Source organism: Halioglobus japonicus (genome assembly GCF_001983995.1).
Taxonomy (GTDB): Bacteria; Pseudomonadota; Gammaproteobacteria; order Pseudomonadales; family Halieaceae; genus Halioglobus; species Halioglobus japonicus.
The window spans coordinates 618,578-632,428 of the sequence record NZ_CP019450.1 but is presented as its reverse complement, the minus strand read 5'-3'; the positions used below and the strand labels follow the sequence as shown (position 1 = coordinate 632,428).

Sequence of the window (13,851 nt, the reverse complement as noted above, 5' to 3'; positions counted from 1 at the left end):
CCCGTGAATTGTCTCTACCGAACATCAGTACACCACGTTGCGCCGGATATGCGAATTTGTGGTGCATTCCCAACTCAAGGGCATCGACGTTGTCAGTATTGATAACAGCGAAATCACCCTCCGTTTGCCCTACGACCCCTCCATGGTGGGCAATCCGGATACCGGCGCTCTGCACGGCGGAGTGATCACCATGCTGCTTGACCAGACGCTAGGGCTTTCCGGGATCGCCCACGACCAAGTCGGAACGCACATTACGCCCACTCTGGATTTGCGTATCGATCACATAGGGTTGCCAAAGGGGGACATGACCTAGTTGCCGCAGGCCGGGCCTGTCGGGCTGCGGAACGGGTCGCCTTTATGGAAGGTATCGCCTGGACAACATCGCGCCACCGGCTCCTTTGTCATCATGCGCGATGTCGATCTCACTGAGGAAATGGCCCAATGATCCTCGACGAGTTGCTCAACAAGTCACCCAGTGCCGCAACGTTATCTGCATGGCTGGTGAAAATCCCATGGTGCCCGCAATGCATGGCGGTGTCATAGGCGGATTTATGGAGTAATGTGCGTCCCAGTTCCTCATCGCGCGTATAGACCAACCCGTGGTGCCCAAAATCATCAACTTCTCGCTGGATTACCTGCGTGTCTGCCGGCTCCGTGACACCTACGCGCGCTGCGTGGTGACGCAAAAGGGGCTCCAGGTAGCCAAAGTGGCCATCTCGGCCTGGCAGGAAAACGAGAACACGCCCTGCACACTCGGCAGAGCACTTTCCGATTCCAGGGTAGAAATAATCCCCGCCTTCAGCTAGCCGCTCAGGTTAAGGGGTGTGGATGGATGTCGATAGAGGAAAAGAGTGCAGGAAGAGTGAACGTCCGTGTTCGCATGTTGGTGCTCCCCTGCACCTGATCTACTCTCGCGAAAAATGATTATCCGCTCAATTACACCCCATTACACGACTGAGGTCGCAGGCTGTTATTTCGTTCTACTGGGGTATTCATCCATAACCTGGAGTTGCCAAACACTATGAACCTATTCCGACTGGCGCTGCCCGCCATCGCCACAGCCACGCTGGCTTCAGCCACGCTGGCTAACCCCAACAAGACCGCGGAAGCATTCTTCGAACAAGCCGGGGCCACCGCCTCTGAAATTGCCCTGCGCGATGCCCGCGCGCAGTGGATATTCAATACGCATATCACTTACGACACCCAGCAGCTGGTTATCGAAACCGGCCGGGAACGCAGCCTGATCTTTCTCGAGCTCGCCCGCCAGGCGAATGAACTTCTGGCCCAGGATGGTTTGAGTAACGTTAATCGCCGCAACCTGAATCGGGTGCGCCAAGGGGTCAATCTGCCCGCACCCGCCAGCGAGGCCGCCACCGCCGAGCTGGTAGAGATCGGGGCCCACCTGAAGAACCTGTATTCAACGGGCAAATATTGCCCTGAAGAAGGAAACTGCCTGTCACTGCGCGACATGGAGCTGACCCTGAGTACATCGCGGGACGCCAGCGAGCAAGCTGAGTTGTGGGAGGGCTGGCGCACGATCGCACCACCCATGCGCGCGCCCTTTAGCCGTCAGGTAGAGCTGTCCAACCAGGGAGCAAGAGACCTTGGGTTTGCTGATATGGGCGACTATTGGCGGAGCCGTTACGACATGTCGGGCGACGAATTCTCCGCCAGCATGGAGCGCTACTGGGATGAAGCCAAGCCGCTGTACGAATCTCTGCAGTGCCATGTCCAAGCCAAGTTAACCGAGTTCTATGGTGCCGATGTCATGCCTGGCAACGGCATGATTCCCGCACACCTCACGGGCAACATGTGGGCCCAGGCCTGGTCTGGCATAGAAAATGTGGTCATGGGCAGTAATGCCAAAGCACCCTACAACCTCACCCAGATCCTCGAAGACAAGGAAATGGACGAGATCGCCATGGTCGAAATGGCAGAGATGTTCTTTGTCTCCCTGGGGCTGGATCCGCTGCCAGACACGTTCTGGGCCCGCTCCCAGTTCACCAAGCCTCGCGATCGCGAGGTGGTCTGCCACGCCAGTGCCTGGGATGTGGATTCCCAGGATGACCTGCGCATCAAGATGTGCATCCAGCGCACCGAAGACGAAGTGAAAGTCATCCATCACGAGTTGGGTCACAACTACTACCAGCGCGCCTACAAATCGCAGAACTATTTTCATCAGGGCAGTGCCAATCCCGGCTTCCACGAGGCGCTGGGCGACGTGATTGCGCTGTCGGTCAATGGCAACTACCTGCATCAGATCGGTTTGCTGGACGCTGCACCCAAGGCAGACCCGGAGACAGAAATTGCGGGGCTGATGAAACTGGCACTCGACAAAGTGGCATTCCTGCCCTTTGCGCTGGTCATGGACAAGTGGCGCTGGCAGGTATTTGCCGGTGAAGTCGGTCCAGAAGACTACAACGCCGCCTGGTGGAAGCTCCGTGAGCAGTACCAGGGCGTAACGCCACCGGTAGCGCGCGACGAATCCAACTTTGATCCGGGCGCCAAGTACCACATCCCGGGCAATGTGTCCTACACACGCTACTTCCTGGCCCACCTACTGCAATTCCAACTGCACGAGCGGATGTGTGAGCTTGCCGGACACAAAGGACCACTGCACCGCTGTACGATTTACAACAGCAAGGAAGCGGGAGCAGCCCTGAACGAGTTGATGGTGGCGGGTGCCTCACAGCCCTGGCAAGACACTCTGGAAGCGTTCAGCGGCGAGCGCGATGTAAATCCCAGCGCTATGTTGAATTACTTTGCCCCGCTGCAGACCTGGCTGGACGAGCAGAATAAAAATCGCCAGTGCGGCTGGTAACGCACTTCACTCAGGTAGGCCACATCCTGTGGCTTACCTGCGACCCCCAGCGCTAGTACGAGCGCTGCATGCCCAAACCGTGCTGGGCAATATAGTTCAGCACCATTTCATTGTTAATCGGCGCAATGCGCATAGCTCGCGTGGTGCGCCACAGGCTTAACATGCCGGTGTCTTCATCGAGGCCGCCTACCACACCGCCATATTTATCATCGACCTCCAGGCCCATCAGCCCTGCGTCGTACACCGATTGCGCAACAGTTGGCCGTAGTGATGTGTCTCAGCAATATGGAGTCCTTGGACTGGCATGATGTTGGACTCGCCTGGTTCGACACTCACCTCGTTCGAGTGCCCATCGATCAGCAACCGTTACTTGAAAGTTTTCAGGCGCTGGCAGAACGGCGCCGGGAAATCGTCAGGCTATACGGGCACTTACCTGTTAGAAACCAGGCTCTGGGAAGAGCAAGCACGCCTGCAGAGGCATACATGATGGTCGGGAACGGTTATGAATTTGAGTAAAACGTGCCCTGTCTGAATATAAGAATATAAAGATATATATGTATTGATATGTATATATAGGATTGTTGTTGTTGTAATTATTAGGGGCGTCCAGACCTGTGATTAACTCCTTTATATTTATATAAATCAATAATTTACAGAGATGATAAGCCTAACGATAAACGCTGTGTTAACTGGTGAGCAGGCGTTGAAAGCCCGGTGATGAGTTCTGGGTAAAAATCGACGCGACAGCGTCAACAGAAAAAGCCGCGTTGTTATTCACCTTTCCTCCCACAGTCATCAAAGTTTTATTCACTGCCGTTGTTCATGCTCGTCGAGCACCTTAAGAACGCGTTGCAGATATGTGCGTAGTTTGTGGGTAAAACGCTGTTCATTCATAGCTTGTGGGCAGGGAGGGGAAGATGTGTGGATAAACGCTGGATCATTTGCCAATACAGAAGCTGGAAAAAATCTCACCGAGTAACTGGTCGGAGGTGACTTTGCCGGTAATTTCGCCCAGGGCGTCCTGACATAGGCGCAGGTCTTCAGCCAATAACTCTCCGGCGCCAGCGTTTTCCAGTTGATAGCGGCCTGTGGCCAGTGCGTCTGCCGCTTGGTCCAGGGCCGCCAGGTGACGTCTGCGTGCGCTGAAGCTGCCTTCGTTGACGGCGCTGTAGCCCATACAGTCTTTGAGGTGTTCTCTCAGCAGAGACATCCCATCGCCGGTGCGGGCGGAGAGCTCGATGACAGTGCGACCCTGGCTTTCGCTAATGCCTATCGGCCGATTGCTGAGATCACACTTATTGTGAATCACCGTCACCGGGATAGTGCGGGTCAAGTGCTCGCTGATCTCAGGCCATATGACTCCCGGGTCATCGTTGTTGTGGCCAGAGTCGGCGCCGTCAACCACCAGCAGGATCCGGTCGGCGCTTTCCATTTCTGACCAGGCCCTGCGTATGCCTTCCTGCTCAACGGCGTCGCCACTGTCGCGCAGCCCTGCGGTGTCGACGATGTGTAGCGGCAGTCCATCTACCTGAATCCGTTCGCGTAGCACGTCGCGGGTAGTTCCCTCGATAGGCGTTACAATCGCAGTGTCCTGCCCTGACAACGCATTCAGCAGGCTGGATTTGCCGGCATTGGGTTTGCCCGCAATAACCAGCTTCATGCCTTCCTGGATCAAGGTGCCCTGACGGGCAGCAGCGCGGACTTTGTCCAATTGTTTAATAATGCCAAGCAATTGTTCGCGGACCTGGCCGTCGCCGATGAAATCGATCTCCTCTTCGGGAAAGTCGATAGCCGCTTCCACGTACACTCTCAGGGCAGTGACTTTCTGCACCAGGGCGTCGATCTGTGCGGAGAACTCGCCCTGCAGTGAGCGTGTCGCATTGAGCGCTGCGTGTTCGGTGGTGCTATTGATGAGGTCGGCGATGGCTTCAGCCTGGGCGAGGTCCATCTTGTCATTGAGGAAGGCGCGCTCAGAGAATTCCCCAGGCCTTGCCTGTCTCGCCCCGTGGGCGATGCAAGTGCCGACGAGTAAATCGAGGATAACCGGACCACCGTGTCCCTGTAGTTCCACAACGGTCTCACCGGTAAAGGAGTTCGGCCCGGGAAAATACAGGGCAACGCCGGTATCGAGCACTTGGCCTTCGCGGCTGCGAAACTGACAGAAATGGGCGTGACGAGGGGAGAGTTTAAGCTGCGTTATCGCCTGGGCAATGTCGAGTGCCTTGCCGCCGGATAGCCGAATAATGCCTACGCCTCCGCGTCCGGGGCGGTGGCAATAGCAACAATGGTGTCTCCGTCGAGCTGTGAGCTGGCGTTCATTCGGCAGAGTATAGCGCCCCGGCGAGGACCGGGGCGAAAGGAATCAGGCGATGTCGCCTTTTTCGATCTGGCGTGTAATCACGTACTGCTGTGCCATAGACAGAAGGTTGTTCACTACCCAGTACAGTACCAGGCCTGCGGGGAACCACAGGAAGAAGAATGTGAAAACAATCGGCAGCCACTGCATGATCTTGGCTTGCATGGGATCCGTGGGCGGTGGGTTCAGCTTCTGCATAAACCACATGCTGGCGCCCATGAGAATGGGCAGCACAAAGTACGGGTCCATCACTGACAGGTCGTTAATCCAGAGGGCAAATGGCGCATGGCGCAATTCAACGCTCTCCATTAACACCCAATACAAGGCGATAAACACCGGCATCTGAACCAGAATGGGCAGACAGCCGCCCATGGGATTGACCTTTTCCTTGCGGTACAGGTCCATCATGGCCTGGGATTGCTTTTGTTTGTCGTCGGCATACATCTCGCGGATTTCGAGCATCTTGGGCTGTACTTTGCGCATGCGTGCCATGGACTTGTAACTGGTAGCAGACAGCTTGAAGAAGGCGGCTTTCACCAACAGGGTCAGAAGAATAATGGCGCCGCCCCAGTTGCCCACCAGTGCGTACATCTTGGTCAGTAGCCAGAACAGCGGCTGGGCAATCCACCACAGCCAGCCATAGTCGACCACCAGATCAAGGTAGGGAGAGATCTCCTTGAGTCGGTACTGATCTTTCGGACCGGCCCAGAAACCCGCACCTACCTGACCGTTCTGGCCGGGGTCCAGGGTGATAGCCGGGCTGGTAAAGCCGGCGATATTGAAACCGGAACGGGTCACACGCGTGCTGTAGGTATGTGACTGCTCCTGGTTGGGCACCCAGGCGCTGAGGAAATAATGCTGCAGCATGGCAATCCAACCCGCGGGAAGCTGAGCCTTGAAGGGCTCTTCTGCCATGTCCTCAAAGGTGAACTTGGTAAAGCGTTCTTCGGGTTGGGTCAGCGCTGCACCTAGGAACGGTTGCATGCCCATACCTGAAGCGCTGGCTGAGGGAGCGACAGTGCTGTCGCGCTTGATCTGGCCGAACAGGTTAGCCTGCCAGCGCGTGTCGGAACCGTTTTCAATCAGGTAGTCCACGTTAACGAGGTAGTCACCGCGGGTGAATGTGAAGCGTTTGGTGACTTTTACACCATTATCGCCTTGCCACACCAGGTCGACAGCGAGCTTGTCATCGCTGTCGGTCATTTCGAAGCGTTCAGCACTGGCGGTAAACAGTGCGCGGCCGTTGCTGTCGATACCATCCTGCCCAATCAGACCACTTTGGGCGACGTAAATGCGGCGCTCGTTTTGTTCGAGCAGGACGAAAGCGCTGTTGGGATCGTCGATATCGGCCAGGTGGCGTGGCAGCGCCAGCTCGATGATGTCGCCACCGTTGAGATCAATGGCTACCTGCAGGCTGTCGGTGTGAACCTGGATGATATTACCGGAGTCAGTAGTCGTAGCCGGGACGTCTTTCGAAGCCTGATCGAGTGCCGGCGCAGTGGGAATATCGTCTTCACCCGCGGCCTCGCTCAGTGCGGGCGCTGTAGGCATTTCCTGGTCAGATGAGGCATCGCTGTTGAGAATGCGTGTGGTATCTGGGAGTCGGCTGCTTTCTCTCTCGTCTTTGAAAGCCACCCACTCAGTGAGAAGCATGAAAGAAAGTACGGCGATAGCGCCTATAAGTAGTGAGCGTTGCAGATCCATGTTGATCTCTGGGTTAGTGACTGTGGTGACAGCAGGGTTGTTTGGAATCCCGCGGCGGGACCGGGTCAATACCGCCTTCGTGCCAGGGGTGGCATTTACCGAGTCGGCGAAGCGCCAGGTAGCAGCCCTTCAGAACCCCGTATTCAGCGATTGCCTCCTGGGCATAGCTGGAACAGGTCGGGTAAAAACGACAGTGATGGCCAAGAAACGGGCTCAGCAGCAGCTTGTAACAGGAGATGAGCTGTATAAAGAGGCGGCGCATTAGGAATCTCGGCGGTCGGAAGTACGGCGAATGAGTTTCTGCCATTGCTGCTGCAATATAGAGGATAGCTCTGCGTTATCCAACTGATCCAGGCCTCGCCTGGCGAGTAGCACTACATCGAGGTGCTGTTCAGCGTCGGGGAGTTGGCGGAACACTTCTCTGGCAATGCGCTTGATTCTATTGCGCTGTACAGCAAGACGTACATTTTTTTTAGCTATAACTAAACCCAGGCGATGCCCGGGTTCGTTATTGCTTTTTGCCAGGAGCAGTAAATGCTTGTGTGAGGCTCTGGCCTCAGCGCCGTCAAATACTCGGCTATAGTCCCTGGCATTGAGTAGGCGCTTGGCTTTGCCGAAACTGGCGCTGGCCGTTTGACTGCCCACTCAGGGCCAAATCCTTAAGCGGACAGGACCTTGCGGCCCTTGGCACGGCGACGGTTCAAAACCGCGCGACCACCTTTGGTCGCCATGCGGGAGCGGAAACCGTGAGTACGCTTGCGCTTGAGTACGCTGGGCTGGAATGTTCTTTTCATGACTGCAATCCAATATCTATATATATGAAAGAAGATTAGGCCGGACCGACTTGCTTTGGTCTGGCCGAAAAAAGGTGGGGTATTCTATTGAAATGGCGTGGTTAATTCAATCTATTGCTTGGTAATTTTCCGGGTGTCGCGAGCGCGCTAAAAAGCTTGCAGAGCGCCGAAACCTGGATTGATTGGCAATCCCGCGCCAGTACTGGGGTAGCGCCATCAGCTCACACTTTTTGCATAATAAATAGACAGGTTATCCACAGAAAAACTTATAAAAACTATTTCCAACCACCTTGGTTAAAAAATAATCTAACCATTAATAAGTGATTGAAATATATACATTTTTAAAAAATTTATCCTCTAAAAATTGTTGTGGATAAGTGGCGCACGTGGCGCTATTATTCTTTGACCGCCAGGCGGCTCTGATGCTTGGCTAAAATAACGTTTTTATATACTTCTGATGATAGAAAGGCGCGGCATTGGGCCTCGCTTTAAGGGGATAGCTTTGCCTGGAGTAGTTTGGCAACAGTGTATCGACCGGCTGCAAGACGAATTGCCTTCGCAGCAGTTTAATACCTGGATTCGGCCTTTAGAGGCCTCAACGGACGGACAGAGTCTCACCCTGTTTGCGCCCAATCGTTTTATTAAAGATTTCGTATCCGATAAATTCGCAACTCGGATCGCCGAGTTGGTAAGTGAGTTAGAGCCGAGCAACCAGCTGGACGTGGTGCTTGAGATCGGCGCGGGTCGGCCAGTGCCTGAACGGGTAGCAGTGGAACAGCCTCGTGTGGCGCGGGCGTCTATGAGCATGTCTGCAGACCCAGTTGTGCCGGCAAGTCGACCACAACCGATTCAAGAGACGCCAGCGCCAGCCACACCTGCAGCATTTACGCCCCCGCCCAGTAGCGACATGGCCCCCGCTGTGTCTGGCTTTGCGGTTTCGCGTAACCCTGACGGCGTCAAAGCGGCTGTAAGCGAACCGGCTCAGAATCCGGCACGGCAATCCGAAATAGCCGGATCACTGCAGCATCAAAATGGTCTGGTGGAAAATTACACTTTCACCAACTTTGTGGAGGGTAAATCAAACCAGCTGGCATTGGCTGCGGCGCGTCAGGTGGCGGAAAATCCCGGCGATTCTTACAACCCGCTGTTTCTTTATGGCGGTGTCGGTCTCGGCAAGACGCACCTGATGCACGCGGTAGGCAATGCGCTGCGTCAGCAAAAGCCGGATGCCAAAATTGTCTATCTGCACTCCGAGCGTTTTGTCGCCGATATGGTCAAGGCACTGCAGTTGAATGCAATCAGTGATTTCAAGCGCTATTACCGGTCGGTGGATGCCTTGCTCATCGATGACATTCAGTTTTTCGCCAAGAAAGATCGTTCTCAGGAAGAATTTTTCCACACCTTTAATGCCTTGTTGGAAGGCGGCCAGCAGATGATTCTCACCTGCGATCGTTATCCCAAGGAGATCGATGGACTTGAGGAGCGTTTGAAGTCGCGCTTTGGTTGGGGGCTTACGGTAGCCGTTGAACCACCGGAGCTGGAAACGCGGGTGGCGATTCTGATGAAAAAGGCCAATCAGGCGCGGGTTGATCTGTCGCCTGATGCCGCATTCTTCATTGCCCAGCGTGTCAGATCCAATGTACGGGAGCTCGAAGGTGCGCTGAAAAGGGTGATAGCAAGTGCTCACTTCACAGGTCGGGACATCGATATTGACCTGATCAAGGACAGTCTCAAGGATTTGCTCGCACTGCAGGACAAGCAAGTGAGCCTGGATAATATTCAGCGCACCGTCGCTGAGTATTACAAGATTAAAGTGGCCGATCTGATGTCGCGTCGCCGCAGTCGTTCCGTTGCCCGGCCGCGTCAGGTCGCCATGGCGCTGGCCAAGGAGCTGACAAATCACAGCCTTCCTGAGATTGGTGACAGCTTTGGTGGCAGAGATCACACGACAGTTCTTCACGCATGTCGTAAAATCAAAGAACTTCGTGAAACTAACTCTGATATTCGCGAAGATTATAAGAACCTGCTGAGATCTCTCACCACCTGAGGGTGAGAGAGATGGGAAGTTTTGTTTTTTAATAGCGCGAATGCATTGTTCGCCGATTGGGCCAAGGAATAACGAATCATATGAAATTCACGATTTCACGGGATGCATTGATCAAGCCGTTGAATCTTGTGGCGGGCGTGGTAGAACGCCGTCAAACTCTCCCTATTCTCGCCAATGTGTTATTGGAGCTCGAAGGTGACCGGCTGTCTCTGACAGGTACTGACCTAGAGGTAGAGCTTGTTGGTCGTGTGCAGCTGCCGGCGGCAGGCGAACCCGGTGAAGTTACCGTGCCTGCCCGTAAACTGGTGGATATCTGCAAATCACTTCCGGAAGGCAGTGACATCAGTTTCACCGCTGAAGATTGCAAGGTCACTGTTAAATCGGGCCGCAGCCGATTTACTCTGTCTACCCTGCCGGCCCGGGAGTTTCCTAACGTCGAAGACAGTATGGGAACTCACCAGTTCACGATTAAGCAGGGCCAGCTCAAGCGCCTGATCGACCGCACCGGTTTTGCCATGGCGCAGCAGGACGTTCGCTACTACCTGAACGGGATGTTGTGGGAGCTCAAGGAGCAGAGCCTGCGTGTTGTGGCCACCGATGGACACCGCCTGGCACTGTGCACCCTACCAGAGCCGGTGCAGGTCAATGACGACACCCAGGTGATTCTGCCACGCAAGGGTGTGTTGGAAATGGCGCGCCTGTTAATGGAAGACGATGAAGATATCGCTATCGTGATTGGCAGCAATCATATTCGCGCTACTACCAATGAGTTTACCTTTACCTCCAAGCTGGTAGACGGCAAATTTCCGGATTATCAGCGGGTATTGCCCCGCAACCCGAACAAGATAGTGCTCGGATCTCGTCTGGAACTGCGCCAGGCCTTTACCCGTACAGCGATTCTGTCCAACGAAAAGTATCGTGGCGTCAGGCTGAAACTGACTGACAATAGCCTGGATATTGTGGCTAACAACCCCGAGCAGGAAGAAGCAGAAGAGGCCGTGCCCGTGGATTACCAGGGTGAATCCCTGGAGATTGGCTTTAACGTCAGTTATTTGCTGGACGTGTTGTCTGTATTGAGCGGCGAGCAGATCAAAATGTCACTGTCTGATGCCAACAGCAGCGCATTGCTGGAGGAATCGGACGAAGGTGACTCAGTTTACGTGGTAATGCCTATGAGGCTGTAGCGGGCGCAAGTCTATCCAGCCCCATCGCGGGTCTAGAATTGATATTCAAGGCCCGTGGCCCTCAGGGTCCGAAAGATGCGTCGCTGATTTCGCACCGCAGTGCCTTTCATACCACCCGCTTCTATAACCTGTCGCCGCATTTCCAGCCATTCGGGTGAACCCCACAGGTAGGATTCGTTCTTCAAGCGCTCAAACTCGTCGATCAGGTCCTGGCGAAGGCCTTCGCTCTCGAACAAGAAACCCATTTCGTTGTTGAATAATCGAGACCGGTGATCGAAGTTGGCTGTTCCGATAAAACCGTATTTGTCGCCTATCAGGTACTTGGCGTGCAGTTTTCCGTAATGTTTGTCACCACCGAGCGCTACATCATCAAGCTTGCCGGTTTCATAGATCTGTAGCTGGGGGTGATTGACGAGCTTCAGCCAGGTGTCACTGCCCACTAGCTCGTGACTTGTTTCATCTGCGCCCACTTCGCGCTGCCAGACGTGTTTGTAGTCTTTTCCCAAAAGCATGCGCGGTGCCATGTCCATATCCACAATGGCTTGCGCGGCCGCGTTGTCTGAGGTGAGCACAGAATTGGTAATCATTTCGTATCGGTGTTCTGGAGCCTCTGCAAGCCAGTCAAGTATCCGCTGGGCTTCGTCTAGGAATAGATTGCCTTGCTTGTCGTAGTATTTAGCGAGAAACAGATAGGGTGAGACAACTCGAATGTGGGTGCGGTCATCAAGCTCACGCACCTGTTCGAGCTGGTAGATGATGGAGTTCGGGTTATTGGCGAGATTGTTGGCGGCATCGGTAATCACTTTCCGATTGGTCAGATTGGCGAACTCGTGGGCTATCTGTACGTCCGCGTCTCGCCAGTCTTCGGATAGGTAGACTTCCATGTCTGCGAAGTATGGTTGGATGCGCGATAGTGACTTCAGCTGATTGAGTGATTCTTTAAATCGCTCGCGTCGTTTGGTATAGAGGTCTAATCCTGTAATGAACTGTCGGGAGCGGATCCTCCGATTGGTTTCATGGAGTGACAGTAGGCTGAAGTAGATTTCAGAGATCGCCCCAACGGTTTCGCGGTGCTCTGTCATATCCCTGGCGCGTAGTAAAATCTCAGCGTCGTTGTACGTGTCAGGGTTGGGCGACCCATCTTCTTTAATACCGTAGTAAGACAGCGACACATTGCGTCCGCCAGTAATGACTTTGGCGATCTCTGGTACGAAACCATCGACAACCATCAATTTGTCGTGGGAGCGACGGTTGACTGTAAATGGTGACTTTGAAGGCGCATTGAATAGGAAGACCTGTATGCGCGCGCGCCGGGTCGTCATTTCTCCCGCCTTGTTGCGAATAAAGCCGGCTTCCCGTTCACAACTGTGTAGCGCCCGCAGCCAGCGCTTGCTCAGAGTCATTGAGCCGATCGCGTCGACCATCAGGCGGATATCGACGCCGCGCTTGACCGCGTCGCACATGGCGCCCATGATCGCCAACCCGGCTAGGTCAGCTTTGAAGATGTAGTACACCGCATCTACGCTGTACAGCGCCTCTTCAATCAGGTGCACTTTGGTGACTAGCGAGCGGATGGCATCCTGTTCGCGACTGCCGAGCAGTTTTACCTGGCTGCCCTTGACTGGGATACTCGCATCGATACCGATTTGGAGTGGATCCTTGCCCAACTCCTCATTGGTGAGGCTGCTGCGGATCCTGTACCACTCGTTGATATTGGGGTCATCGATAGCGCCGGTTGGCGGGCAGTTCTCCAGTGCTTGTCGGTCCGCAGGGCACTGGTCAGCGGGAATGTTGGTCGTGGCGCAGGCGGAAACCAGTAATAGCAATAATGCCGTGGCCAGGCAGCGAGTCATCTGGAGTCCTCTTCAGTGCGGCGCCATCGCAGTGCGGCCATCACCATCTGGTGGTCAGATATGAGTTCGGGCGATACCTTGTACTCCACAAACTCTAGCTCAGGTGAGATGAGAATCCAGTCCAATCGTTTTGTTTTGTAGGTCGCTAAATTGGCAGCGTCAGGTTTAAAGGCCACCAGCCCTGCCTCGTCGACCAGGCGACGGATAACGGAATCTTTGCTGTTCCAGGTTTCGTTGAAGTCTCCCATGATAATCATCGGGAGTGGCGTCGCGTGGACCGCGGCGATAATTTTCTCTATTTGCCGCTGACGGGCATTCTTGCGCGAAAAGTCCAGGTGGACCGATGCGATTCGTACTGCGCGCTCCGAATGACCATCGTCCCATCGCAGGGTAGCTGCAATGAGTCCTTTCGTTGTGGTCGGTGGAGTCGGTTCAAATACGGTGGCTACCGGCTCGGAGAGGCGCATGGTTGTCAGCAATCCTGTACCGAACTGGTGCAGCCAATTCTGGGCGTGCAGCCCCAGCGTGCTGCACGCCACGTTGGAGGACTCGAGCAGATAAGTTGCATGATCAAAGTTGCCAGCCCAGCGAGAATTGACGTCCAGCTCCTGGAGTGCCACCACGGCCGCACGGCTTCGGTTAACGGTTGCAGCGACCCTATCCAGGTTTTCCTTGATCGAGGCTTGTCGGAGCAACAGCTGGTTCAATTTGGTGCCGCGTCCATGGGCGATGTTGAGTGTCGCCACATCAAGGGTCGAACCGCGGAAAACGTTAGCCGGGTCGGTGCCGAGCTCGCAGTAGGACTCTGCTGAGTAAGCGCTTGTTGAAGCCAGAAGCAGTAAGCAGCAGAGGTGGATGCGGCGGATCATATCATCATTACAGCAGTGTATCGGTAACCCGTCAAAACGAGCGCCAAGTCGTTTGCAGCATCCAGATGGTAGGTCTCGGGGGCAGTGACAAAGTACGGTAAACTAGAGCACGGTCGTTTGTGTGCCGAAGCGGTGAAAATCAAGCAAAAAACCCAAGACGCATAAAACCTAAAATATTGATATTAAAGGATAAATTCAAACTTTCAGGTGATTTTTTCGATCA

The 13,851-nt window shown here is 54.5% G+C and carries 14 protein-coding genes; 6 read left to right on the top strand and 8 right to left on the bottom strand.

Annotation, left to right across the window (positions count from 1 at the left end):
* The first annotated feature begins 58 nt into the window (after positions 1-58).
* The 3 genes from BST95_RS03010 to BST95_RS03000 all read left to right on the top strand — a co-directional run bounded on the left by BST95_RS03010 (position 59) and on the right by BST95_RS03000 (position 2,821).
* A complete protein-coding gene (locus tag BST95_RS03010; protein WP_146004216.1) occupies positions 59-313 on the top strand; it encodes a PaaI family thioesterase in 255 nt (84 codons plus the stop codon).
* 289 nt (positions 314-602) lie between these two features.
* On the top strand, positions 603-806 hold the full coding sequence (locus BST95_RS03005) for a hotdog family protein (RefSeq protein WP_146004215.1): 204 nt from the start codon (positions 603-605) through the stop codon (positions 804-806).
* 215 nt (positions 807-1,021) lie between these two features.
* On the top strand, positions 1,022-2,821 hold the full coding sequence (locus BST95_RS03000; RefSeq protein WP_102106310.1) for a M2 family metallopeptidase: 1,800 nt from the start codon (positions 1,022-1,024) through the stop codon (positions 2,819-2,821).
* Positions 2,822-2,873: 52 nt separating this feature from the next.
* Here BST95_RS03000 and BST95_RS02995 read toward each other — a convergent pair whose 3' ends face one another.
* Positions 2,874-3,065 (bottom strand): acyl-CoA/acyl-ACP dehydrogenase, encoded by a 192-nt coding sequence (locus BST95_RS02995; RefSeq protein ID WP_084198107.1) that lies wholly within the window; start codon positions 3,063-3,065, stop codon positions 2,874-2,876.
* A 26-nt stretch (positions 3,066-3,091) separates the two neighbouring features.
* Between BST95_RS02995 and BST95_RS21280 the strand changes: the two genes are divergently transcribed.
* A complete protein-coding gene (locus BST95_RS21280) occupies positions 3,092-3,337 on the top strand; it encodes a DUF924 family protein (protein WP_084198106.1) in 246 nt (81 codons plus the stop codon).
* Between the two features lie 421 nt (positions 3,338-3,758).
* Here BST95_RS21280 and mnmE read toward each other — a convergent pair whose 3' ends face one another.
* The 5 genes from mnmE to rpmH all read right to left on the bottom strand — a co-directional run bounded on the left by mnmE (position 3,759) and on the right by rpmH (position 7,675).
* A complete protein-coding gene (gene mnmE / locus BST95_RS02985; RefSeq protein ID WP_477190176.1) occupies positions 3,759-5,033 on the bottom strand; it encodes a tRNA uridine-5-carboxymethylaminomethyl(34) synthesis GTPase MnmE in 1,275 nt (424 codons plus the stop codon).
* A 150-nt stretch (positions 5,034-5,183) separates the two neighbouring features.
* Complete coding sequence (gene yidC, locus BST95_RS02980; protein ID WP_084198105.1) at positions 5,184-6,881, bottom strand: membrane protein insertase YidC; 1,698 nt, start codon at positions 6,879-6,881, stop codon at positions 5,184-5,186.
* 13 nt (positions 6,882-6,894) lie between these two features.
* Positions 6,895-7,143: a membrane protein insertion efficiency factor YidD gene (gene yidD / locus BST95_RS02975; protein WP_082850158.1), complete on the bottom strand. Its 249-nt coding sequence runs from the start codon at positions 7,141-7,143 to the stop codon at positions 6,895-6,897.
* On the bottom strand, positions 7,143-7,526 hold the full coding sequence (rnpA, locus tag BST95_RS02970; protein ID WP_066056659.1) for a ribonuclease P protein component: 384 nt from the start codon (positions 7,524-7,526) through the stop codon (positions 7,143-7,145). Before rnpA ends, yidD begins: the two co-directional genes overlap by 1 nt.
* A 14-nt stretch (positions 7,527-7,540) precedes the next feature.
* On the bottom strand, positions 7,541-7,675 hold the full coding sequence (gene rpmH, locus BST95_RS02965) for a 50S ribosomal protein L34 (RefSeq protein WP_082850157.1): 135 nt from the start codon (positions 7,673-7,675) through the stop codon (positions 7,541-7,543).
* A gap of 502 nt (positions 7,676-8,177) precedes the next feature.
* Between rpmH and dnaA the strand changes: the two genes are divergently transcribed.
* Positions 8,178-9,722 (top strand): chromosomal replication initiator protein DnaA, encoded by a 1,545-nt coding sequence (gene dnaA / locus BST95_RS02960; protein WP_169843838.1) that lies wholly within the window; start codon positions 8,178-8,180, stop codon positions 9,720-9,722.
* 80 nt (positions 9,723-9,802) lie between these two features.
* Positions 9,803-10,906 carry a DNA polymerase III subunit beta gene (gene dnaN / locus BST95_RS02955; protein ID WP_084198104.1) on the top strand — a complete coding sequence of 368 codons (1,104 nt, stop codon included), beginning with the start codon at positions 9,803-9,805 and terminating at the stop codon, positions 10,904-10,906.
* Between the two features lie 32 nt (positions 10,907-10,938).
* On the opposite strand, the gene BST95_RS02950 is transcribed toward dnaN, so the two are convergent.
* Together BST95_RS02950 and BST95_RS02945 are read right to left on the bottom strand one after the other, a co-directional pair.
* A complete protein-coding gene (locus tag BST95_RS02950) occupies positions 10,939-12,759 on the bottom strand; it encodes a phospholipase D-like domain-containing protein (RefSeq protein ID WP_084198103.1) in 1,821 nt (606 codons plus the stop codon).
* Entirely contained in the window at positions 12,756-13,628 is an 873-nt protein-coding gene (locus BST95_RS02945; protein WP_084198102.1) for an endonuclease/exonuclease/phosphatase family protein, read from the bottom strand. Before BST95_RS02945 ends, BST95_RS02950 begins: the two co-directional genes overlap by 4 nt.
* Between the last annotated feature and the right edge of the window lie 223 nt (positions 13,629-13,851).